This is a genomic window from Vibrio sp. ECSMB14106, assembly GCF_000972265.1.
Lineage (GTDB): Bacteria > Pseudomonadota > Gammaproteobacteria > Enterobacterales > Vibrionaceae > Vibrio > Vibrio kanaloae.
Map to the genome: position 1 here is coordinate 99,912 of NZ_LAUM01000013.1, position 23,117 is coordinate 123,028.

Here is a 23,117-nt window from a genome sequence, read left to right on the forward strand (position 1 = left end):
TTGAGTCGATTCCATGATTGATTACGCCGCCTCGTCTTTCATCACTTGCAAGCTTTTCGATGGGTAAGCTCTCAAGCCTTCTTGATCAAACGCCACGTAACGGATATCACTGCGACGCAGCTTCAATCGATTGAACTCTTTAACAGGCACATCAACGATGACCTCTTTCGCCGTTGAGTCATGTTGCAATTGACACTCAACGCGATAAAACGCCCCCAAGAACTCGCTTGATACGATTCGAACCGGTAAGGACTCATTAAAACGATCAACAAACTGGATTTGCTCAGGACGAACCGCGATATCAAACACATCACCCTGTTTTGGTGTCAGGTTGTCTAACCCAGGTAGTGGCAACATAGACTCAGCAATGCGCATCTTGCCTTGAGCTGCTACAGACGCTTGGATGAAGTTCATACTGCCCACAAACTCAGCCACAAAACGGCTCACTGGTTTTTGGTAGATCTCTTGCGGTGCACCGACTTGCTCGATAACTCCATGATTCATTACCACAATACGGTCGGCCATGGTCAAGGCTTCATCTTGGTCGTGCGTCACCATGATTGTGGTGATGCCCAATTTGCGCTGCAATTGACAGATCTCGTCCCGCAAGTGTGTTCGTACTTTTGCATCCAATGCAGACAGTGGTTCATCAAGCAGTAGCAAGCCTGGAGACAAAGCCAAAGCACGAGCCAAAGCCACACGCTGTTGTTGTCCTCCAGACAGCTGATTCGGGAATTTTTGAGCAGACGTTGGTAAACCGATGGTTTCTAACCAAGATTCCACCGTTTCAAGGGCTTCTTTGGTCGACATACCTTGGTTTTTAAGGCCAATCGCAATGTTTTCTTCCACCGTGAGATTTGGGAACAGAGCATAAGATTGGAACACAATACCAAAGTCGCGCTTTTCTGGCGGTAAGAAGGTTGTGTCGTTACCGTTTTGCTCGATAGAACCAGAAGTTGGTAAGTCTAAACCTGCAATCGCACGTAATAAGGTGGTTTTTCCGCAGCCAGACGGGCCAAGGAAACAAACGAACTCGCCTTTATCTATCGATAGGGAGATGTCTTTTAACGCTGTAAATTGGCCAAATTGTTTTACAACGTTTTCAATATTCAAATAAGTTTGGTTGCTCATACTACAGCACTCTCTATATGGTATATACCAAACTTAAACTGAGAATATTGCAGTTGAGTGACAAATTTATAGTAGCTAAATGACAGTTATATTGCAGAAATAAAATTCATTCTAACGGGAAAAAATACGCATTAAACAAGTCCGAATGTTCAATAACTTATAGCAAAGTGTTTACCACTCGAAGGGGATTTGGCGATAAAAACTAACGTACTTTTTACCGCCAAATATCAACTGATGTTTATGATTTTAACTGTTACTTTTAATCACGATAGCCTCAAGTAGCAACAGTCCTTATCAATGACTAAGCTCAGTACACCGCACACCACGGAATAGAATCTGCTCGAGTTCTTAAACGTTCATGTGGGTTAGCTAAATGAGGACGATCGGCCAAATCATATTGAGGCAAGTCGTTAATTGAACCACAGAGGCCTTGTTGGTGATCAAATGCTGTGCGCCACTCTTTAAAACTCACAATCTTACCGTACATGTGATTTGGAAGCCCCAGAACTTTAACACTATATTGACCAGACTCTTCCATTAATTCGATGCCGACTGCATTCGGAATATTGAGCTTTTTCGCTACACAGGCAGGAATGAGCGATACGATGGCAGAGATAATCACCATCGTCTGCCCTTGTATTTTGGAAGACCAGTTCCCTTGCATCACTTGAGGAAAGATCTTACTCAGTACTTTGCTATCAATACACTCCTCTAATAAAGCACACACCTCTTGATGTGTTTTATTTACTAGAGAGCGAGTAGCAAATTCGAGGTAAGCGTCTTCATTAAGAATACCTTGAACATACAGTGTCATTAACCGGCGTTCTTCGTTCAAAAAACTAGGTTCATTCGCTAAGCCTTTTTCAACCAAAAACTCATTCCAAATCATGGCACTGTTTCCGTCCATGAGTGTTTCATCTAGATCAAATACATACAGCGGGGTCGTCATATCAATTCTCACTTCAAATCAAACTTAACTTCCAACTTATACTTAACAGGCAAGAAACAACCTAAACCACAGGTTTATTCCACCTTGTCGGCTTTGCCTGCCGCACCAGCGAGCTTTGCCAATTGCTTATCCAGCCACAATGGCGTGTTACCAGAATCTTCCGCGTTCTCTTTTCTTCGTACCGCATCGCGAACCATCATCGCTCCCACCCAACGGAATGGCTCTGGCGGGAAGTGTCCTAACGGACCTTTAGTTAAACCGCTTCGTGTCCAAGCATTGTCGATATCGAGTACCATTGCTGACAAAATCTTCCCGCCCATACGGGTTTGAGCAACGCCATTGCCTGAATAACCAAGCCCATAATAGATGTTGTTTTGGCCTTTTAGGTTACCGAAAAATGGCAATCCTGTGACCGAACGATCTGAGCCGCCAGACCAGTTGTAATCGAATTCACTTTGTTCCAATTTAGGGAACAGTTTTTGGAACGATTGATTGAGAATCGGCAGGTAGTTGGTCGTTTGGTTAAACATGCTTTCAACTTGATTGGCAAACGAGAACTTATTACCGCCTTTACCCAACATGAGTCGTCCGTCCTGGGTGTCTCGGTAATAGTGGACAAAGATACGTGAATCCACCACCGCCGCCCCTTTCTCGGGACCAAACTGCTTAAGTTTTTCTGGGATTGGCTTAGTCACCACCATGTCTGACGAAACAACCACAATGCTGCGTTTGAACTCTTTGAAGTGATCGAGCATCCATGCGTTGAGTGCCAAAATCACTTTATCCGCAAATAAGGAACCGCCTTTGGTTTGAATTCGAGCGGGAGAGCCATAGTCGAGTGATGTCATCTCTGTATTTTCGTAAATTTCGACACCCAAATCGAGCGCGACCCGGCGCAAACCTCTAGCCAATAACGCTGGCTGCACACTGCCCGCAGCTTCTGAGTAGTAACCCTCAATGTGGCGATCAGACCCAGCTTTGTCAGCCAAAGAATTGTCGCACTTCTTCCAGCTATTGATACCCTGCTTAACCAGCTCATTAACAACAGGCTCCATTCCACCCTTTTGAGCTTCATTGGTCGCCGTGTAGTAAGTTCCGCTTCGATATAGATGCGCGTCAATCTTGTGTTCGTTACAGAAGGCTTCGATCTCGTATATAACCTTTTCCGATTCCTTAACCAACCATTTCGCTTGTTCTTTTCCGTAAAGCTTTTTCAGCGTCGGATACTTAGTTGACCACGTCAGCATGCAACCGCCGTTCGCACCAGAAGCACCGCTACCACATAGGCCTTTTTCAATCACGACAACATGTTTTTCGGGTTGCTGTTGTTTGATTAAAATCGCCGTCCATAAACCCGTATAGCCACCGCCAACAATAGCGATATCACAGTTGACATCTTTTTGAAGCGGCTTAACCGAATCTAGCCCCGCATTAATATTGCCAAACTCTTGTTCCAACGCTTGCTTGAACCAATATGAGTAGTGCTTTGTCATTTGTTGTACCTTACTTAAAACCTAAAGGCGTAAAACTAAAAAAGGAAGACCGAAGCCTTCCTTTACTGATTTCTAACTTCTAATGAACTCAATAGTTAATTAACTGAATAGGTCGTCAGATTAAGATTTTGGCTCTGATTTAGCGTCAAACTTCTCAGACCATGTTTTCAGAACATCTGCACGTTCACTGCCCATACGAGCGAAGTCCATTTTTGCCATGTTCTTCTCTACGTTCGGGAAGTTCTCTGCTTTACCTGTTACATCTTGGTGGCCAACAACTGGGTACATTTCGATGTAAAGCTCATTTGCCGCTTTAGAAATAGACCAATCGATAACACGTTGTGCTGCATTAGAAGGCTTAACAAGGCCGACCGCTTCAGATTCCCAACCGATGCCTTCAGGCGTAATCACTGAAAGTGGCGCGCCTTGAGTTTTCAGCTTAGCGCCACGGCTCGCCATAGAAATACCGATAGCGACTTCACCCATGCCCGCTTGAACACATGGCTTAGAACCAGAGTGCGTGTAGTGAGCAATATTTTGGTCTAGCTTCTGCATGTAGTTCCAACCTTGGTCTTCACCCATGTTTTGTAGCCAAGCCGAAACCTGCATGTAGCCCGTACCAGAAGACGCTGGGTTTGGCATAGCAATGTGGCCCTTGTAGATAGGCTTTGTTAGGTCATCCCAAGATTTAGGTGCAGGTAGGTTCAATTGCTTAGCAACTACTTCGTTGAAACAAACCGCATTGAAGAATGCGTCATTGCCATACCAAGCTTGAGTAGATTGCGGGTCGTTAAGGTTAGCGCGTAATGCTTCTACACCTTGAGGCGTATAAGGTTTCAGGATGCCCTCTTCTTTAAGTAGTGCCATTGAAGAACCAGCAAGCCCCCAAACTACCTCTGCGCGAGGGTTGTTTTTCTCGGCCAATAATTTTGCCGTCATGATCCCAGTAGAATCACGTACCCACTTGATTTTGATGTCTGGGTTTTCACTTTCAAATGCGTTTTTGTATTTCGCTAAAATGTCAGTTTCAAAAGCGGTGTAAACCGTCACTTCCTGTGCTGCATAAGCATTACCAGCTAATAGAGTAACTAATGCTGCAAGTGATCCTTTCATAAAACGGTTTTTCATCATTTTCTCCAGTCAGGCCCGATGCCAAGGTTAGAAGTTAGAAGCTCCATCTAGAGGCTTCTATATCCATAAATTCATTTAGGTTGTGAGCACACATCTTTATATTGGTATGTACCAGATTTCGAGTATTAAGCTAACTGGCTTTTATGACGATTAAATGAACAAAAAGTGGCAATTTCAAGATCGGAAAATTTCTCAACACAAGTGACAAATTTGAATATGAAGCTTTTGTGAAAATAACGTTTGGGCTATTTACGACCGTTTAAATTGGTTGTTAAAGTAATTGCAAATATTGGTATAGTCCAAAATGAAAATCACGAGAATTGAACATGAGAAACGAATACTTACTACTGACACCGGGTCCTCTATCTACTTCTGAAACCGTTCGCCAAGCGATGCTAAAAGATTGGTGTACTTGGGATGATGAATACAACAAAGACATTGTTGAAGTGATTCGTAGCAAGCTAGTGACTTTGGCGACTAAGCAAACGGGTTATACGAGCGTATTAATGCAAGGTAGCGGCACCGCTTCAGTTGAAGCAACAATCGGTAGCGTTATCTCAAAAAGCGGCAAGCTTCTTGTTGTTGACAATGGAGCGTATGGTGCTCGTATTGCTCAAATCGCAGAATATTTAAACATTCCATGCCATGTCGTTTCCCCAGGTGAAACATCACAACCTGACTTGAACGAAATGAAAACGGCACTGGCCATGGATTCAGACATTACTCACGTTGCGATTGTGCACTGTGAAACCACAACTGGCATGCTGAATCCAATTGAAGACATTGCCAAATTGGCAAAACAGCACAACAAAACCGTCATTCTAGATGCGATGTCGAGTTTTGGTGGCATCCCTATGGATATTGCTGACTTAGGTATCGATTACATGATCAGCTCAGCAAACAAGTGTATTCAAGGTGTACCGGGGTTCGGCTTTGTTATTGCGAAGCAATCAGAACTGGAAAAATGCAAAGGCCAGGCTCGTTCACTAAGCCTTGACCTGTTTGATCAATGGTACTGCATGGAAAGCAACCATGGTAAATGGCGTTTCACCTCTCCTACTCACACAGTGCGTGCTTTCTACCAAGCTCTACTTGAATTGGAGCAAGAAGGTGGCATCGAAGCTCGTCATAATCGCTACCAAACCAACCAAACCACATTGGTTGCAGGTATGCGCTCTCTTGGCTTTGAGCCACTGCTTAATGATGATCTTCATTCACCTATCATTACCTCTTTCTATTCTCCAACTCATAGCGATTACCAATTCAAGGAATTCTATGACCGTTTGAAAGAACAAGGTTTTGTGATTTACCCAGGCAAGGTTTCAAACGCAGACTGCTTCCGAATCGGTAACATCGGTGAAGTGTATCCGTCAGACATTGAAGCCCTCATTGGCGCAGTGAAAAACGCTATGTACTGGGACATCAAATAATGACGACGACCAATCAAGAGCCGATTCTAAAGGCCACACACTTTCGAAGCGAAGGCGATGTGAACACCACGCCAGCACGCGAAAAATGGAACGAATCGCTAAACGATGATGCGACTCAAGCGATGTTAAAGCGTGACTCTGACGTGTTTCTTCATCAAGCCATGTCAACGCCTTGCCTAGACACACTTGAAGCAGCCGAAGGCATCTATATTCAAGATGCGACGGGCAAAAAGTACATGGACTTTCACGGTAACAATGTTCATCAGCTTGGTTATGGCCACCCACATATTATTAATAAAGTGACTCAGCAAATGGCGTCGTTGCCATTTTCACCACGTCGCTTCACCAATAAAACTGCGGTTCAGTGTGCTGAGAAACTCACACAGATTTGCGGTGGTGATTTGAATCGCGTGTTGTTTGCTCCCGGTGGCACATCAGTGATCGGCATGGCGCTAAAACTTGCTAGACATGTCACCAGCAATTTCAAAGTAGTTTCATTATGGGACTCATTCCATGGCGCGTCACTTGATGCGATTTCAGTGGGTGGCGAAGCGTGTTTCCGCGAAGGCATGGGGCCATTAATGGCTGGCGTAGAACGCATTCCACCAGCGGTTTCCTATCGTGGTACTTTTCCGCTTCGTGGGCAAAACGCAGGCGGTGAAAGTGAGGCTGCATGCGATGTGCACTACGCCGATTACCTTGAGTATGTGATTGAAAAAGAAGGTGGCATTGGTGCCTTCATTGCAGAAACGGTTCGTAACACAGACGTTCAAGTTCCAAGCAAAGCTTATTGGAAGCGCATCCGTGAGATCTGCGATAAGCATAACGTCATGCTGATCATCGACGACATTCCAAACGGTATGGGTCGTAGTGGCGAATGGTTCACTCACCAAGCGTTTGATATCGAGCCTGACATCCTATGTATCGGTAAAGGTTTCGGCGGTGGTTTGGTTCCAATTGCAGCCATGGTCACCAAAGATAAATACAATACGGCAGCGCAAGTATCACTGGGTCACTACACCCATGAGAAAAGCCCTATTGGCTGCGCGGCAGCACTTGCCACCATGGAAGTAATTGAACAAGAGAATCTGCTCGAAAAAGTGCAAACAGACAGCCTGTTCGTGCGTGAACAGCTGCTTCAAATGAAAGAGAAGTACCCAGTCATTGGCGATGTTCGTGGCATCGGCCTGCTTTGGGGAGTTGATTTGGTCACTGACCATATCACCAAAACCCGAGCTTTCGATGAAGCGGAAGCCGTACTTTACCAATGTCTAAACGATGGCCTGAGCTTTAAGGTGTCACAAGGTAATGTGATTCAGTTAAGCCCACCATTGATCATCAGTCGCAGCGAACTAGAAGTCGCTCTGTCTGTGTTCGAAAAAGCGATAGCAAAAGTCTGCACAGACTTTGATTACCTCTAAACCATCATCTAACCAATAACTTAAAACAATCATTCATCTCCCAGAACAACTTGAGCAGGGAGAGAACAGAAATAGGACACGACTATGAACACAACATCACCTATCCAAGCGGTTATCTTTGACTGGGCTGGCACTATCGTTGATTTTGGGTCATTTGCTCCAACCAGTATTTTCGTTGAAGCATTCAGACAAGGTTTCGACTTTGATATCGACTTAGCAGAAGCGCGTGAACCTATGGGGATCGGCAAATGGGACCACATCCAAGCAGTTGGTCGAATTCCTGAGGTTGACGCTCGTTGGAAGGCTCAGTTCGGACGCTCGATGACAAGTGAAGACGTTGACGCGATCTACGCGGCATTCATGCCTCTTCAAAAAGCGAAAGTAGCCGACCACGCAGCACCGATTTTAAACGCGATTGAAGTGGTCAATAACCTTAAAGAGAAGAACGTAAAAATCGGTTCTTGTTCAGGTTACCCACGCGAAGTAATGGATGTGCTGATCCCTGCCGCCGCAGATTATGGCTACCGACCAGACAACGTAGTTGCAACGGATGACTTGCCTCAAGGCGGTCGCCCAGCTCCTTTCATGGCGCTTAAAAACGTCATTGATCTAGGTGTGACGAACGTTGCTGCGTGTGTAAAAGTAGACGACTCAGCACCGGGTATCGATGAAGGTCACAACGCAGGCATGTGGACAGTTGGACTTGTATTATCGGGGAACGAAGCAGGATTAACGTACCAAGAATACTTAGATGCAGACGAAGCAACACTGGCAGCAGCACGTGAAAAAGCAAGCGTGAAGCTAAACAAGTCCAACCCACACTACTTAATCGACACCATCGCCGATCTACCAACCGTAATTGCAGATATCGAGAAGCGTTTACTGGCAGGCGAACGTCCACAGAATAAAAAACTAACCACAATCTAAAATCCAAAAATATACATATTTAATTCAAATCCCCGTACACCAAAATGTTGTATGGGGGTTTTCAGTTTTATAAATATGATATGGGTCAAGTTTCTTAATTTTACTGTCTACATTATTTGTAAATGATTACATATAAGCTATAGGTTAAATATAAACATTCAGATATTTAATAATAAACTTATTAAATATGAAATAATTAGCAATTTCATTGACTCCAATACTCAATCAGATTAACAATATAACTACGGAAAAAAAAGAGGTTCAGCTGAACCAACGCCTTGATTTACTTATTATAAGCAGTGTCATCAACTAATAGGTAATCGTCTTACTGGCAGGTTCAGATAACAATAAGAGTTAATCCAAGGAAATAATTATGAAAAAACTGTCAAAAATCATGTGCGCTGTTGTTGCCGCTTCAGGCTTAGCAGCAGCACCGTCAATCTCAGCAACAACTTATGTTGGTGCTAAAGTAGGTATGGGTTGGTTAGACAGTGCTTGTGTTGACAGCACTAACTGTGAAGATGATTCAGTTGCGGGTGGTATTTACGGTGGCTACAACTTTACTGATACGCTCGCGCTTGAGTTGAATGCCGATTACTTAGGTGATTACGACACGAGCTTCAACAATAATGGAGCCACTCAAAGATACAGCGACTCTATCGTAGCAATATCTTTGAGCCCAATGTATCGATTAGCGATTAAACAAGAATTTGATATTTTCTTCAAAGCTGGTCCTGCATATATCATGCATGACGACGAAGACGACGTTGTATTAGCCCTAGGTATCGGTGCTGAGAAACAGCTATCAGACGATTGGGCACTTCGAGTTGAATATCAATACTTCGATGATTTTGACGATAAGATCATCCAAGATCTTAACTCCAACCTTGTTACTGTAGGTCTTAGCTACAACTTCGGTACAGGCAATACTACCGCATCGGCAGCTGCTGCCGCAGCCACAGCTTCAATGACACAAGCGCCATCTGAGCCAATCACAGAACCAGTCGTTGTGGAAGAAGAAAAGACAACAGTTGTTGTGACGAAAGCACACACTGAAAGCTTCTCTCAAGGCATGTTTGAGACGAACAGTACCGAGCTGTCTACAGACGGAAAAATCGCACTAGTGCCATTAATTGAAGTACTGAAGGCTCACCCTCAATCAACAGTTGAAGTTGTTGGTCACACTGACTCAACAGGTGCAGCTGAATACAACATGATGATCTCTAAGAAACGTGCCGCTGCAGTAGCTGCGCACATCGAAGAGCAAGGTATTGATGCTGACCGCATCACAGCTACAGGTGAAGGTGAAGAGAACCCAGTAGCATCAAATGATACTGCTGAAGGTCGCGCTCAAAACCGTCGTGTTGACGCTACGATCCCTGGTTTCGAATACCAAGAAGAAGTACAAGTAGAAGAAGTGATAGTAGAAACCGCTGAATAATCGCACTCTACCTTAATCAAAATAACAAGGGCAGTACACTCAACGTGCACCGCCCTTTTCTTTGCCTATCTTTACTGTAATCAGTTAGAATAAGCAGCCGAATTCTACGCTCTATAATCAGAAGGCTAGACAATATCCCAGCTGTGAGTCATCTCTACGCTAGCACCTAGCATTAGACATACTGAACAGTATTTTTCTAATGAATCCGCGCAGGCTTTAGCAACTAACTCGGGATCAAGGTTGTCACCAGACACTTCAAAGTGAATATTAATCACAGTAAAGAGCTTTGGCGCAGTTTCACGACGTGTCGTTTCTAGCTTTGCATTACAGCCTGTGATGTTCTGGTCCGCAGATTTCAAACCATCAACCACATCAACAGAGCTACAACCACCAGCGGCCATTAATACCATTTCCATTGGGCTTGGGGCCGTAGCACCGCCACTTCCATCCATCACCACAGAGTGTCCTGATTGAGATTTACCCAGGAATTTAAAGTCTTCGACCCATTTAACTTCTGCTTGCATGTTGTTCCTTAGATGTACAAAACGTCATCATTATCTAGTGTTTTATATCAATGCCTACACCCTACTACTGGCGGCATTCATGAGCAAGATTTTCTGAGTGGCATATTTTTTTCGTGAATGATGCAATTTTTTCCATCTAAAACCTGTCTCTATTCGTACATTCAAAATCGAATGAGAAAACGTCAAGATGAGGTATCTATGAATAAATTATCTAAAATATTGGTATCACTCGTGGTTGCGTTACCACTGATTTCGCTGTTTGTAAGCCAGGCTGGCACTGCCAATACAATGGATAAAACGGCTAACTCAGGTAAAAGTGAAATCGCGACACTAGCTGGTGGGTGTTTTTGGTGTACAGAATCCGATCTAGAGAAACTGACCGGTGTTACTGACGTCATATCAGGATATTCTGGTGGTGAATTAGAAAACCCTACCTACAAACAAGTTTCATCAGGTAAGTCAGGGCACATCGAAGTGATCAATGTGGCTTATAACCCTGATGTTGTTAGCTATGAACAGGTTCTTGACCAATTCTTCAGACACATCGACCCAACCGATGACAAAGGCTCTTTCGTAGACCGAGGCCCACAATATCGACCTGCTATTTTCTATCATAACCAAGCACAAAAAGACGTTGCTCAGAACTTCATGATGGAGATCGACAAAGCTCAGATCTTTGGTGAACCTCTAAAGACAGAACTAATTGAATTTGAAAAATTCTGGCCAGCGGAAGACTATCACCAAGACTATTACAAAAAGAGTAAAGTTCGCTACAACTACTACCGCTATGCTTCTGGCCGCGATCAGTACCTAGATAAGGTCTTCGGTGACGATAGAAAAGAGAACCCGAAAACACTCCGTCAGATCATCGACAATAAAAATGCGGCAGCCAATGCTAAAACCTACGTTAAGCCATCTGATGCTGAGATTAAGGCGAAGCTAACCTCACTTCAGTACGATGTAACACAAGACGATGCAACAGAGCGCCCGTTTGACAACAAATACTGGGATAACAAGCAAGAAGGTATTTACGTTGATATCGTAACTGGGGAGCCACTGTTCTCTTCAAAAGACAAATACAAATCAGGTACAGGTTGGCCTAGCTTTACACAGCCAATCAGCGAGGCTTATGTAGTCACAACTACTGACTACAAACTGCTTTACCCAAGAACAGAGGTTCGCAGCAAGTTTGGCGATTCGCACCTTGGACACGTGTTCAAGGATGGCCCGAAACCAACAGGCCTGCGTTACTGCATGAACTCAGCCGCAATGCGCTTTATCCCTGCGGATAAACTAGCAGAAGAAGGCTATGAGGAATACGTTGAGATGTTTGAGGGCTAAGCATTCAGCAATTAACGATAAGCCTATAACAACAAAGCCAGTATATCGCTGGCTTTGTTGTATTTTCAGAACTTTATTTATTTGTCTGTTCATCATATTAACCCGTTAACACCGTGTCTTCTGGGTATTTCAACAAAGAAGGTTCTGGGCGAGCTAGCATATAAGCCAAGGTCAAGGGACCGATACGTCCAATCACCATCACCACAATCATGATGTATTTACCTAGCTCAGTCAGATTTGCGGTTAACCCAGCAGTCAACCCGACCGTCGCAAAGGCCGAAATCACCTCAAACATCACTCGATCAAACGCGGCCTGCTCTGTAAGCATTAACAAAAACATCGCGGTAGTTAATAGTGCCCCACTGACCACTATGATGGCCAATGACTTTGTTACCGCTTGCCAAGTAACGGTGCGCTTAAACATCACTACATGCTTTTTCTGACGCAGGAAGGTCCAAGTCGCGACAAATGCAACCGCAAAGGTCGATACTTTAATCCCACCACCAGTGGAAGTTGAACCAGCACCAATCAACATCAATACTATCATCACCAACAATGCAGGTTGCGTATATTGAGACAAATCCACACTGTTAAAACCAGCAGTACGAGCACTCGCTGACTGAAAAAACGCCGCCAGCCACTGTCCTTGAGTCGATAGCCCTTCCATAGTTGCGGAATTATTTCTTTCCAGCAGCCAGAACAATACCGTCCCCACCAGTAATAGAGTCGGAGTGGCGGTTAGCATAATCTTGGTGTGTAAATGAAGATGTCGAAAACCTTTACGCCAGTTACTCGATAGGTCGCCGACGACTGTGAAGCCTAGCCCGCCGAATATAAACAAACCAGCTAAGGTAAAGATCACCAGTGGATCATCAACAAAACTCATCATGCTATCTGAAAATAGAGCAAAACCTGCGTTATTAAATGCTGATATCGCATGGAAAAGTGCGTAAAAACTTCCCGTTGTCCAGCCCATTTCAGGCACCCAACGGAAACAAAGTAATACAAAGCCGATACACTCCGCCACCAATGCAAAAATAATGATCTTCCTTACTAATTTACGAAGGTTAATCTTACGATCTTGCCCAAGTGCTTCTTTCGCCAACGCTTGTTGCTTCAAACTTAGCCTAACACCAAACATATAGAGCAATACTGCTGACAGCGTCATCTGACCTAATCCTCCGACTTGCATCAAAAACATCAGCAAAATTTTACCAGCCAAAGTGAAATGTTGTCCCGTATCGACAACCCCTAAACCCGTCACACTGATTGCTGAAGTTGCAGTAAACAGCGCATCGGTAAAGCTAAGTCCAGAGACAGAGAAAACAGGAAGCGTAAGCAATAATGCGGCAGGGATAAGGACACCTAAAAAACTCGTAAGGATGATTTTAGGTTCAGACCCTTTCCGTGGTTTTTCATCTCTCTTAAGCGTGTAGAAAATACCTTTACGTTGAAACGAATTCATACTCTTACCTTATTACCAATCACCAATTACGTAATTTTTTAGACAAGGTCTCTTTCGGCCCAACAAGAATCACCACATCCCCCGTTTCTAAGCTGATATCAAGCCCTGGTGCTTTGGTTAAATGCGGTCCTCGCTTAAAACCAAGGACATCAACACCGCTCTCTTTACACAGCTTAAGGTCACCAAGTTTCTTACCCAACAAATTATGCCCGATAACGACTTCCGTCATCGCCAAGCCACTCCCAAGGTCAATAAACTCTAGAACGCGTCTATCTAACATTTTCCGCGCCACACGAATGCCCATATCTCGTTCTGGCATAATGATATAATCAGCACCAATCTTAGAAAGAATCTTGCCGTGAAACTTATCATTAGCCTTTACCCAAACCGCCTTTGATCCTGATTCTTTCACCACCAAAGTGGTTAGAATACTAGAGTTGACATCAGAGCCAATCGACACCATTACCATATCGTAATCGTCGAGTCTTAACTCTTTCACTGTCTCTTCATTCGTACAATTGGCAACAATCGCTTGTGAAACAAAAGCCGCGGCTTCTTTAACTCGATCTTCATCAATGTCGACGGCGAGTACTTGTGCTCCTGAACTTTGCAGCTCTCTACAAACAGATAACCCAAAACGACCCAAGCCGATAACTGCATATTGTTTGTCGCTCATTTGAAGTCCCATTTAAGAAATTGAATTACATCGGATAGCCAAACCTACATTAGTTTCTATCTCAAAAAAAGTCGAGTATGCAATAATAAGCTTATTCCATTATCATAATCGTTTGATTTATAAAGGTAGAGAACAACAGCAATTTCTGCTAATTTCCAACTCATAATTTCTGCGGCAGTACACACAATGAATGAATTCATAACCCAAGTTCAAACCTACATCAACCAGAGCCACAGTAACTGGTGGAGTAGCGTCTTATTTATCACCATCGCGAGTTTCTTAGCTTGGGTGGTTTGGCGAATTATCCATAGTCGTTTAGAAGTACTGGCTCAAAAAACGACTTTTCATTGGGACGACCTCCTGCTAGAAGCACTAAGAACCCCTGTCAGCACGTTACTTTGGTGTTGGCCTGCGACTGTATCGGTTGGATTGATTCTTCAAGACCAGTTTGGCAATGAAATCAACTGGTTAAAGACTCTCAAACACATACTGGTTATATGTACCTTTGTTTGGTTTACATTAAGAATGATCAGTAATGCAGAAGCATACGTCTTGGAACAGAAAACCAGAGACGAAACCACTGTACAAGCTATCGCCAAAGTCGCCCGACTATTCTTTATGACAATAGGTGGCCTCACTATCATGCAGGCATTTGGGCTCAGTTTATCTGGATTACTCACTTTTGGTGGTGTTGGTGGTTTAATCGTTGGTTTAGCAGCTAAAGATCTGTTGTCTAACTTCTTTGGCGGCATGATGATTTACTTCGATCGTCCTTTTAAAGTCGGTGACTGGATACGCTCTCCAGATCGTCAAATTGAAGGTACAGTAGAGCGCATTGGGTGGCGCATGACGATCATTCGCACTTTTGATAAACGCCCTTTGTACGTTCCAAATTCAGTGTTCAGCAGTATTGTGGTGGAGAACCCATCTAGAATGCTGAACCGCAGAATCCATGAAACTTTTGGACTTCGTTATCAAGATGCCGAAAAACTCGCTCTAATTGTTAACGATGTAAAATCCATGCTTGAGGCCCACCCAGATATTGATGCCAAACAGACGTTGATCGTTAACTTTGATAAATTTGGTCCATCAACACTGAACTTTTTTATCTACACCTTCACAAAAACGGTCAATTGGGCGAGATACCACAGGGTGAAGCAAGATGTTCTATTACAGGTATTGGCGATTATTCATAAACATGATGCGAATATCGCCTTCCCAACCCAAACACTGAAGATCGACTCTCAGAAGGTCAGCCTGTCTGAAGGTGTTATTAATTCACATCCTGAAGCTCATTGATAAGCGATAAGCGTGGTAATATGGTGAGAGTAGCCCTTATACACCTAATTACCACCTTATGATTTTACCTGTCATTTTAGCTGGCGGCTCTGGTAGCCGCCTTTGGCCATTATCTCGTGAACTTTACCCCAAGCAATTTCTAAGTGTCGCTGGCAAACATTCAATGTTGCAGCAAACACTCAAGCGTTTGCAGGGTTTAGAAAACTTTGTTGTTGGTGCCCATTGTGATGCTCCTTTCATTATTTGTAATGAAGAACATCGTTTTATCGCAGCAGAACAAGTACGATCCGCTAATCTTCAACACAGTGGCATTCTGTTAGAGCCCATAGGTAGAAATACTGCGCCAGCTATCGCACTCGCCGCTCTACAAGCATTGAGCAAAAGCTCTGATTGTGCAGAAAAATATCGTGACCCGATCATACTAGTGCTTGCTGCCGACCACCACATAGCCAAAACTTCTCAATTTCAACAAGCCGTTAGCCGTGGTGTCGATTACGCGAAGCAAGGGAAGTTAGTGACATTTGGCATTACACCTAAAGCCCCAGAGACAGGCTATGGTTATGTTAAGCAGGGAAAGCCTCTTCTCCCTAGCACCCAAACGAGTACCATCGCAGAAGAACAGCGAGTCGCTCATGCTTACGCAATTGAGAGCTTCGTTGAGAAGCCTGATAAAAAAACGGCTGAAGACTATATTCGTTCAGGGCAATACTTGTGGAACAGCGGCATGTTCATGTTCACTGCGTCCCGCTATCTTGAAGAACTAGCCGAACATAGCCCAGAGATCTTAACCGCCTGCAAACTCGCACTTGAAAAACAAAATACTGACCTCGACTTTATCCGCATTGACACTGAAGCATTCAAAAACAGCCCGAGCGACTCCATCGACTATGCGGTGATGGAAAAAACTTCACACGCAGCGGTGATCCCTATGGATGTTGGTTGGAATGACATTGGTTCATGGTCTGCGATCTGGGATGTCAGTGATAAGGATGAGCACAACAACGTGATTGAAGGCGATGTGTTGACTGTAGACTCACAACACAACTACATTCATGCTGAAAATAAGCTGGTTGCGACTGTGGGGATCGAAAACCTGATTATTGTCGAAACCAAGGACGCTATATTGGTTGCGAATAAAGACAAAGTTCAGGGCGTGAAATCGATTGTTGAACAGCTTAATCAAGCAGGTCGAACCGAACATATACATCACCGAGAAGTCTTTAGGCCTTGGGGTAAATACGACGTCGTAGATCTTGGAAAGCGTGACAAAGTGAAGCGAATTACAGTAAATGCAGGGCAGAAATTGTCTTTGCAAATGCACCATCACAGAGCCGAACACTGGGTGGTCGTAGCTGGTATCGCGAAGGTGACCAATGATGAGAAAACTTACCTAGTCGAAGAAGACCAATCCACCTACATTCCATTAGGGCATGTTCATAGCTTAGAAAACCCAGGAGAGCTGCCACTCGAAATGATCGAAGTACAAACCGGCAGCCATTTAAGTGAAGACGACATAATACGATATCAAGATAGCTATGGGCGAGGCGTGACATACGAACAATCTGATTCATCTCAAATCAACAAATCGAAATAAAGCAGTGACCATCAAGTGAAATCAACATTAGACCTTAGCTGCTTTAAGAACAACGATGTCCGCGGCATCATTGGTGAACAAATCAATGAACATCTCGCCTTTCTGCTTGGAAAGGCATTTGGCGAACACGTACTTTTTGCTTCACCTGAAACGTCACTCGATGACTCAGCTCAGGTAGTGATTGGCCGTGATAACCGCGAAACTTCCATTTCATTACAAGACGCCATGACAAGAGGCTTAATCGAGTCTGGTATCACCGTCGTAAACTTAGGAGTGACAGGGACTGAAGAAGTCTATTTTGCTACCCGTCATCTTAATGCTATTGGCGGGGTGCAAATTACCGCAAGCCACAACCCAATCAATTACAACGGCATGAAATTGGTAGGAGCTGATGCGAGCCCAATCAGCAAACATAGTGGGTTAAATGCGATCAAACGGAGAGTTGAGGCTTTAGGTAAAACATGTAATAGCAATAACACTGATGGTAATGCACCTAATTACAGGTTCCAGGCTAACCTAGCACCTCAGCACTACACCGGCTCTAAATCGATAAGTATATTAGCTCCCTATGTAGATCACTTGCTCTCTTATATAAATCCTTTCGAACTCACACCAATGAAGATTGTGGTTAATGCAGGTAACGGTGTTGCAGGACATGTTATTGATGCGCTAGAAAGCCGTTTTATAAATCTTGGTGTCCCAATAAAGCTGATCAAGGTTAATCATAAACCAGACGCTAAGTTTCCTAATGGGATCCCTAATCCGTTAATAATTGAGAATCAAAACGCGACAAGAGAAGCGGTTTTAAAGCATGCCGCAGACATTGGTATCGCTTGGGATGGAGATTTCGATCGTTGTTTCTTCTTTGATGAAACAAGTCGCTACATAGAAGGCTATTATATTGTTGGCTTGCTAATCGAAGCATTCTTACTCAAAGAGCCTAATGCAACCGTGTTACACGATATGCGTTTAACATGGAACACGATTGAAGTGGCCAATAAACTTGATGGGAACGCTATCGCTGTTAAAGCTGGACACGCTCTTATCAAAGAAGCAATGCGTAATAAAAATGCGGTTTATGGCGGTGAAATGAGTGCTCATCATTACTTTCGTGACTTTGGATATTGCGACTCAGGCATGATTCCGTGGCTACTTATCATTGAGCTAATATCAAAATCAGGTCGATCTCTCTATCAACTCACCCAAGCAAGTATTAGTAACTTCCCATCGTCGGGTGAAATAAATCGTACAGTCTCAGCTCCAAAACAAGTCATCGAAAACGTGCTCAATCACTACAAGAATAGCGCGTTGACGATCAGTGATATCGATGGCATCAGTGTTGAAATGAGTAACTGGCGTTTCAATTTAAGGATGTCAAACACAGAACCATTAATGCGCTTGAACGTAGAATCCAGAAAGGATCCGAAATTGCTCGCTGAGAAAGTCGATGAATTGTTGTCTTTTCTCGTTTAAAAAAAGCAGATAGCTCAAACTAAAACAGCGTCCAATAAAAAGTAAGCCGCAGTAAAAAGCCCTCGTTTACATTCACGAGGGCTTTGTAATTTTTGGCCTACCTTTTGGCAACGAACCTACTTATTACGGCGAGCTTCCACTGCATCCGCTAACTGGCGAAGTACTGTTTCAGTATCTTCCCAACCGATACACGCATCAGTGATAGACTGACCATATGTCGGAGCTTTGCCGTCCACTAAGTCTTGGCGGCCTTCAACAAGATGAGATTCAATCATCACACCGAAAATTGCTTTGTCACCATTCGCAATTTGTGTGCTTACATCATCAGACACATTAATTTGACGTTGAAACTGCTTAGAGCTGTTCGCATGACTGAAATCGATCATGACCTTCTGTGGAAGACCTGATGCAGCTAGCTCTTCTTTTATTTTACTTACATGCTCAGCACTGTAGTTTGGCTCTTTACCGCCCCGTAAAATAATATGGCAGTCAGGATTGCCTGCCGTTTCAATAATTGCAGAATGACCGTACTTTGTTACTGATAGGAAGTGGTGTGAAGCACTTGCCGAACGAATCGCGTCTGTTGCAATTTTAATATTGCCGTCTGTACCATTTTTGAAACCAACTGGACAAGATAGACCTGAAGCAAGTTCACGGTGAACTTGAGATTCAGTAGTACGTGCACCAATTGCCCCCCAACTTATCAGGTCTGCCACATATTGAGGTGTGATCATGTCAAGAAATTCACTTGCTGTTGGCATACCAAGGTCCGTTAGGTCCAGCAGTAGCTTACGTCCGAGACGAAGACCGTCATTTAGCTTAAAAGTGTCATCCATGTATGGGTCGTTGATTAGGCCTTTCCAACCCACCGTTGTACGTGGTTTTTCAAAGTAAACACGCATCACGATTTCAAGCTTATCGCCAAGTTCGTCACGCAGTACTTTTAGACGCTTACCGTATTCAAGAGCCGCTTCTGGATCATGAATCGAGCATGGGCCAACAATCACCAACAGGCGATCATCACTTTCTTCTAGAATATCGTGAATGGCTTTACGGCTTTCAAAGGTTGTAGAAGAAGCAGTTTCTGTCGCTGGAAACTTCTCTAAAACAGCAACAGGGGGTAATAATTCTTTTACTTTGTTAATTCTTACATCATCAGTCTGAAACATTGCTTACTTCTTCCTATTTTCTATCCTTGAGCTGAATGTACGTCGTCTCACGTAACTTTCCATCAGCACTAATCTTCTTGTTCCCTGTAACTTAACTAGTAAAAACTCTAGTTTCAATCACTAATTAAAAAAAAAGGCAATTTTTTTTGTGTTTTAAATAAACAACACCACGTATAAATTAATTTACACCCTATAAATGACGAAACTTATATCAGGTAGGACCCACTATTTTTCAAACTCCGCCCTAGTCATAGAATATTTTGAAGCTGGATAATAAAAAAGCTCACGTTATTAGCATGAGCTTAGATTTATTCACATTTTTTCAATGGCTTGACGACACTATCAAGTCCTTCGATTTTCAAGGCCAGACACAATTTTAACAAGTCACCCAGCTCACCAGATGGGAAGCCCTTCTTAGCAAACCACAGCAAATATTCGTCAGGCAGGTCAATTAATATACGACCAGCGTATTTACCAAATGGCATTTGTATTCTGGCGAGCTTAATTAGATTCTCTTTCTCTAGCATTACAGGCTCTTTCTATGCTTCATTATGCTCTATAGAGTATCACCTAAACGTCGAACCCAATAGTTAGTGGTGCTTTGCGTCTTTCTGCGCATCAAAAGATCAATACTTGAACTGCTAACCTTGGTGGGTTGTGAAAATCGTCTGCCGATTTAATGCCAGTCGTAGTAAATGCTGGCTAGATTAAGGGAGATAAAGTTTAAAGGTTTTATAGTGCATTAGCTATGAGTGAAAACTCAAACGAGAATGACAAGCAATATAATAAAAGGTTGTAGATAAAGGAGTTAAAATTCGAAGCTAGTTTTAATATTAGTCATGTTGAACAGTGTGTGCATACTCTACGATCACCTGATTTCCTTCTATATAGGCATTTTGAATTTCCCCATCAACACTCATTCTACTTTTTAAATAGACAACTTTAGGCCCTGAATCTATGCCTTCTTTGAGAGAAGGAAACACATTTCTAGGCTCTAAATGCAGCAATCGACAAAAGTGACTGATGAATGACATGGTTAATGGGGTCTCCCCTTTTAGCACTCTTGAGAAATCAAGTTGATTCATTCCCAACTTCTTTGAAAACTCCATCTGGGTAATACGCATTCGAGACTTTTGAGACATCCACGTTTGATACAACGCATCTCTGTCTTGTTCGGTGAATTCCATAGTGACTCCTTTATAATTCATATCAATCAATTGTCCGTCTTTTCACACATAGCATGTCAGGGCTAGGTTAATGGAAACCAAAGGTTTAGTTTGTATAAGCGTACAATTTGGTTATAGGGACAAAGCATGATAGCTATAAAACAATCACTGCAAACAGCACCCCAGTACCAACTAAACGTTGCCCACATAGGCAAACTCTGACATTAAATGAATTGATTTCTAGAGCGCTTGCTTCAAAGATTCCACTTTTAACAGCTAAATATCTATTTTTAACAACTAGGTATATAGATAAAAACGGATGTCTAAGCATCCGTTTTCTTACTCAAAGAATACGTAGACTGGCGTTGTTTAGTGCAAGTAAGCGAAGTACATAATAATCAAAGCAGATAGTGATCAGCTAGAAGAGCAACAAACAAGATCATAAGATGATAGATAGAAAACTTAAAAGTCTTCATTGCCATATTAGGCTTGTCACAATACTTGAGTACCCAAGCGTGATACACAAACCCAATATTCAGTACCAATGAAGCACTTAAATATATCCAGCTACTCATACCGACCAATACTGGCAATACACACACAACGCTAAGCAAAAATGTATAAAGCAAAATAGACGTTTTGGTGTATTCGATCCCATGGGTCACAGGCAACATAGGAATGTTCACTTTGGCATATTCGTCACGACGATGAATCGCCAGTGCCCAAAAGTGCGGAGGTGTCCAAATAAAGATGATCATCACCAACAACCAAGCGTTTGAATGCAACTCATTGGTGACCGCTGTCCACCCCAGCAAAGGTGGCATCGCGCCTGCGATCCCAGCTATAACGATGTTCTGAGGCGTAGCTCGCTTCAAGTACATGGTATAAATCACCGCATAGCCCAATAAACTTGCAAAGGTTAGCCAAGCAGTGAGTTGATTGACCCATAGCACTAATGTAACAAAGCCAAGCAAACCAATACCAGCAGCGAAGCTGAACACACGCATGCTACTGAGCTCACCAGATGGTAAAGGACGTCGGCTTGTTCGAGACATTTGTCCATCGATCTTTTTATCAATCAAGTGATTAAACGCAGCTGCCGAGCCTGCCATCAACCCTATTCCAATCATTCCAAACAAAGTTTGTTGCAAAGGTAATCCATTGGGTACAGCCAAACACATACCTACCAATGCCGTGAGCAACATCAACGCTACCACCTTTGGTTTAGTCAGTGTTAAATAGACCTTCCAAGTGGCGTTGTTTTTCGAGGCCAACTCACTGTTTGAAGCAATTTCATTGTTGGCAGCAATCTCTTGACTTGAAGCTCTCTCTTGAACCACCAATTCATGTCGTGTTGACGTTCTACTGACCATGATTACCTCCTTGTAATACATTGTTCTTCACCAAGTATTCGCTCGGTTTTGGTTGCCAAACCACAAAATTCGTCACAACCATACTGATCAGCAACATCGCCGCTACTAGATTGTGCAAAACCGCGACAAAAATAGGTAGATGAAACCATACGTTGCTGACCCCTAGAGTGATTTGGGTAAACAACACTATCACTACAACCACACTCAGTTTTTGCTGAGGTACTTTGCCGTACTTCCACAGTTGGTACGCCACCATTAGCACGGTTAAAGTCGCGACGATAGCCCCAAACCTGTGCATGACATGTATGGTAAGCCTTGCGGGGTAATCCAACACACCAAACTCATAATTGTCATGACCGTGTTGGGTAAAGTCGAAAGCATTTTTGAAATCGAGATAACTTACCCAGTTCCCTTCACATATCGGTAGTTGCGTACACACCAAAGCGGCATAATTTGACGATGTCCAGCCACCAAGCAGTATCTGTCCCACCACAATTAATAATCCACACAGCGCCCAAGCTTTAAGTGATGATGTATACGTAGCGTCACCAAATCGACTTTGGAGTTGAGACAGACGGCAATAGAGCAAGCAAAGGAGAGATAACAATGTGAAGCCCCCCATCAAGTGCGCCATAACCACAACGGGCATCAACTTGAGCGTCACTGTCCACATGCCTAATAAAGCCTGAAAAATCACAGTGGCAGAAATAAGCAAGGGAAGTTCAACAGAGGTGATATTCTTTTTAATACACCAAGCCACAACGACAAAGATAAGAAGCCCTAAGAAACCAGCAAAGTAGCGATGTATCATCTCTATCCAAGCTTTTTCTGCTTCAAGCGCTCGTTCTGGAAACTGAATATTTGCTTCATTCACTGCTAGTGTATTGGAAGGTACGGTGATTTTTCCATAACAGCCCGGCCAATCCGGGCAACCAAGGCCAGCATCAGATAAACGAGTATAAGCGCCGAGTACGATTACTGTAAGGGTCAGTAAAATAGTCACTCTCATAGCAAACATGAGTAATTTCGGGGCTTTATTATGCATTTTGGTATCTCCCTATACTTAGTCACAGATCCTAGCAGCTAACTTCTGACACCCAGTAGCCAACCTTCC

20 protein-coding genes are annotated in these 23,117 nt (G+C 43.4%); 8 read left to right on the forward strand and 12 right to left on the reverse strand.

Annotation, left to right across the window (positions count from 1 at the left end):
- Positions 1-21: 21 nt before the first annotated feature.
- The 4 genes from WR49_RS10750 to WR49_RS10765 form a co-directional block, all read right to left on the reverse strand.
- Positions 22-1,131, reverse strand: a complete 1,110-nt coding sequence (locus WR49_RS10750) for a putative 2-aminoethylphosphonate ABC transporter ATP-binding protein (protein WP_046223988.1) — start codon at positions 1,129-1,131, stop codon at positions 22-24.
- A gap of 307 nt (positions 1,132-1,438) precedes the next feature.
- Positions 1,439-2,080: a haloacid dehalogenase-like hydrolase gene (locus WR49_RS10755; protein WP_046223989.1), complete on the reverse strand. Its 642-nt coding sequence runs from the start codon at positions 2,078-2,080 to the stop codon at positions 1,439-1,441.
- A 74-nt stretch (positions 2,081-2,154) separates the two neighbouring features.
- On the reverse strand, positions 2,155-3,573 hold the full coding sequence (locus WR49_RS10760; RefSeq protein ID WP_017058628.1) for an FAD-dependent oxidoreductase: 1,419 nt from the start codon (positions 3,571-3,573) through the stop codon (positions 2,155-2,157).
- A 120-nt stretch (positions 3,574-3,693) separates the two neighbouring features.
- Entirely contained in the window at positions 3,694-4,704 is a 1,011-nt protein-coding gene (locus WR49_RS10765) for a putative 2-aminoethylphosphonate ABC transporter substrate-binding protein (RefSeq protein WP_046223990.1), read from the reverse strand.
- A gap of 326 nt (positions 4,705-5,030) precedes the next feature.
- On the opposite strand from WR49_RS10765, the gene phnW reads away from it, so the two are divergent.
- The 4 genes from phnW to WR49_RS10785 all read left to right on the forward strand — a co-directional run bounded on the left by phnW (position 5,031) and on the right by WR49_RS10785 (position 9,923).
- The gene (phnW, locus tag WR49_RS10770) at positions 5,031-6,134 is read left to right on the forward strand and encodes a 2-aminoethylphosphonate--pyruvate transaminase (RefSeq protein WP_046223991.1); all 1,104 of its coding nucleotides are present in this window, start codon (positions 5,031-5,033) and stop codon (positions 6,132-6,134) included.
- Entirely contained in the window at positions 6,134-7,555 is a 1,422-nt protein-coding gene (locus WR49_RS10775) for an aspartate aminotransferase family protein (protein WP_046223992.1), read from the forward strand. Before phnW ends, WR49_RS10775 begins: the two co-directional genes overlap by 1 nt.
- An 84-nt stretch (positions 7,556-7,639) precedes the next feature.
- The gene (gene phnX, locus WR49_RS10780) at positions 7,640-8,482 is read left to right on the forward strand and encodes a phosphonoacetaldehyde hydrolase (RefSeq protein ID WP_046223993.1); all 843 of its coding nucleotides are present in this window, start codon (positions 7,640-7,642) and stop codon (positions 8,480-8,482) included.
- A 373-nt stretch (positions 8,483-8,855) separates the two neighbouring features.
- Complete coding sequence (locus WR49_RS10785; RefSeq protein WP_046223994.1) at positions 8,856-9,923, forward strand: OmpA family protein; 1,068 nt, start codon at positions 8,856-8,858, stop codon at positions 9,921-9,923.
- A 125-nt stretch (positions 9,924-10,048) separates the two neighbouring features.
- Here WR49_RS10785 and WR49_RS10790 read toward each other — a convergent pair whose 3' ends face one another.
- Positions 10,049-10,447, reverse strand: coding sequence for an OsmC family protein (locus WR49_RS10790; protein WP_046223995.1), 399 nt, complete (start codon positions 10,445-10,447; stop codon positions 10,049-10,051).
- A 198-nt stretch (positions 10,448-10,645) separates the two neighbouring features.
- On the opposite strand from WR49_RS10790, the gene msrB reads away from it, so the two are divergent.
- Positions 10,646-11,788, forward strand: coding sequence for a peptide-methionine (R)-S-oxide reductase MsrB (gene msrB, locus WR49_RS10795; protein WP_046223996.1), 1,143 nt, complete (start codon positions 10,646-10,648; stop codon positions 11,786-11,788).
- A gap of 97 nt (positions 11,789-11,885) precedes the next feature.
- Here the strand turns inward: msrB and WR49_RS10800 are convergent, their stop codons facing one another.
- Both WR49_RS10800 and WR49_RS10805 read right to left on the reverse strand, forming a co-directional pair.
- Entirely contained in the window at positions 11,886-13,253 is a 1,368-nt protein-coding gene (locus WR49_RS10800; RefSeq protein ID WP_046223997.1) for a TrkH family potassium uptake protein, read from the reverse strand.
- A 19-nt stretch (positions 13,254-13,272) separates the two neighbouring features.
- Positions 13,273-13,929: a potassium channel family protein gene (locus WR49_RS10805; protein ID WP_017058637.1), complete on the reverse strand. Its 657-nt coding sequence runs from the start codon at positions 13,927-13,929 to the stop codon at positions 13,273-13,275.
- A gap of 186 nt (positions 13,930-14,115) precedes the next feature.
- Between WR49_RS10805 and WR49_RS10810 the strand changes: the two genes are divergently transcribed.
- From WR49_RS10810 to WR49_RS10820, 3 genes are read left to right on the forward strand one after another with little or no spacing between them, the layout of a single operon-like run.
- Positions 14,116-15,228 carry a mechanosensitive ion channel family protein gene (locus WR49_RS10810; RefSeq protein ID WP_046223998.1) on the forward strand — a complete coding sequence of 371 codons (1,113 nt, stop codon included), beginning with the start codon at positions 14,116-14,118 and terminating at the stop codon, positions 15,226-15,228.
- Positions 15,229-15,286: 58 nt separating this feature from the next.
- Positions 15,287-16,822, forward strand: a complete 1,536-nt coding sequence (locus WR49_RS10815) for a mannose-1-phosphate guanylyltransferase/mannose-6-phosphate isomerase (RefSeq protein WP_046223999.1) — start codon at positions 15,287-15,289, stop codon at positions 16,820-16,822.
- A gap of 15 nt (positions 16,823-16,837) precedes the next feature.
- Positions 16,838-18,295, forward strand: coding sequence for a phosphomannomutase/phosphoglucomutase (locus WR49_RS10820; protein WP_046224000.1), 1,458 nt, complete (start codon positions 16,838-16,840; stop codon positions 18,293-18,295).
- 116 nt (positions 18,296-18,411) lie between these two features.
- Here WR49_RS10820 and aroG read toward each other — a convergent pair whose 3' ends face one another.
- The 5 genes from aroG to WR49_RS10845 form a co-directional block, all read right to left on the reverse strand.
- Positions 18,412-19,464 carry a 3-deoxy-7-phosphoheptulonate synthase AroG gene (aroG, locus tag WR49_RS10825; protein WP_046224001.1) on the reverse strand — a complete coding sequence of 351 codons (1,053 nt, stop codon included), beginning with the start codon at positions 19,462-19,464 and terminating at the stop codon, positions 18,412-18,414.
- Between the two features lie 308 nt (positions 19,465-19,772).
- The gene (locus WR49_RS10830) at positions 19,773-19,991 is read right to left on the reverse strand and encodes a DUF3820 family protein (protein WP_046224002.1); all 219 of its coding nucleotides are present in this window, start codon (positions 19,989-19,991) and stop codon (positions 19,773-19,775) included.
- 306 nt (positions 19,992-20,297) lie between these two features.
- Positions 20,298-20,651, reverse strand: coding sequence for a hypothetical protein (locus WR49_RS10835; RefSeq protein ID WP_017058656.1), 354 nt, complete (start codon positions 20,649-20,651; stop codon positions 20,298-20,300).
- A gap of 377 nt (positions 20,652-21,028) precedes the next feature.
- Positions 21,029-22,003: a heme o synthase gene (cyoE, locus tag WR49_RS10840; protein WP_046224003.1), complete on the reverse strand. Its 975-nt coding sequence runs from the start codon at positions 22,001-22,003 to the stop codon at positions 21,029-21,031.
- Positions 21,993-23,048: a COX15/CtaA family protein gene (locus tag WR49_RS10845; protein ID WP_046224004.1), complete on the reverse strand. Its 1,056-nt coding sequence runs from the start codon at positions 23,046-23,048 to the stop codon at positions 21,993-21,995. Before WR49_RS10845 ends, cyoE begins: the two co-directional genes overlap by 11 nt.
- Positions 23,049-23,117 lie beyond the last annotated feature (69 nt).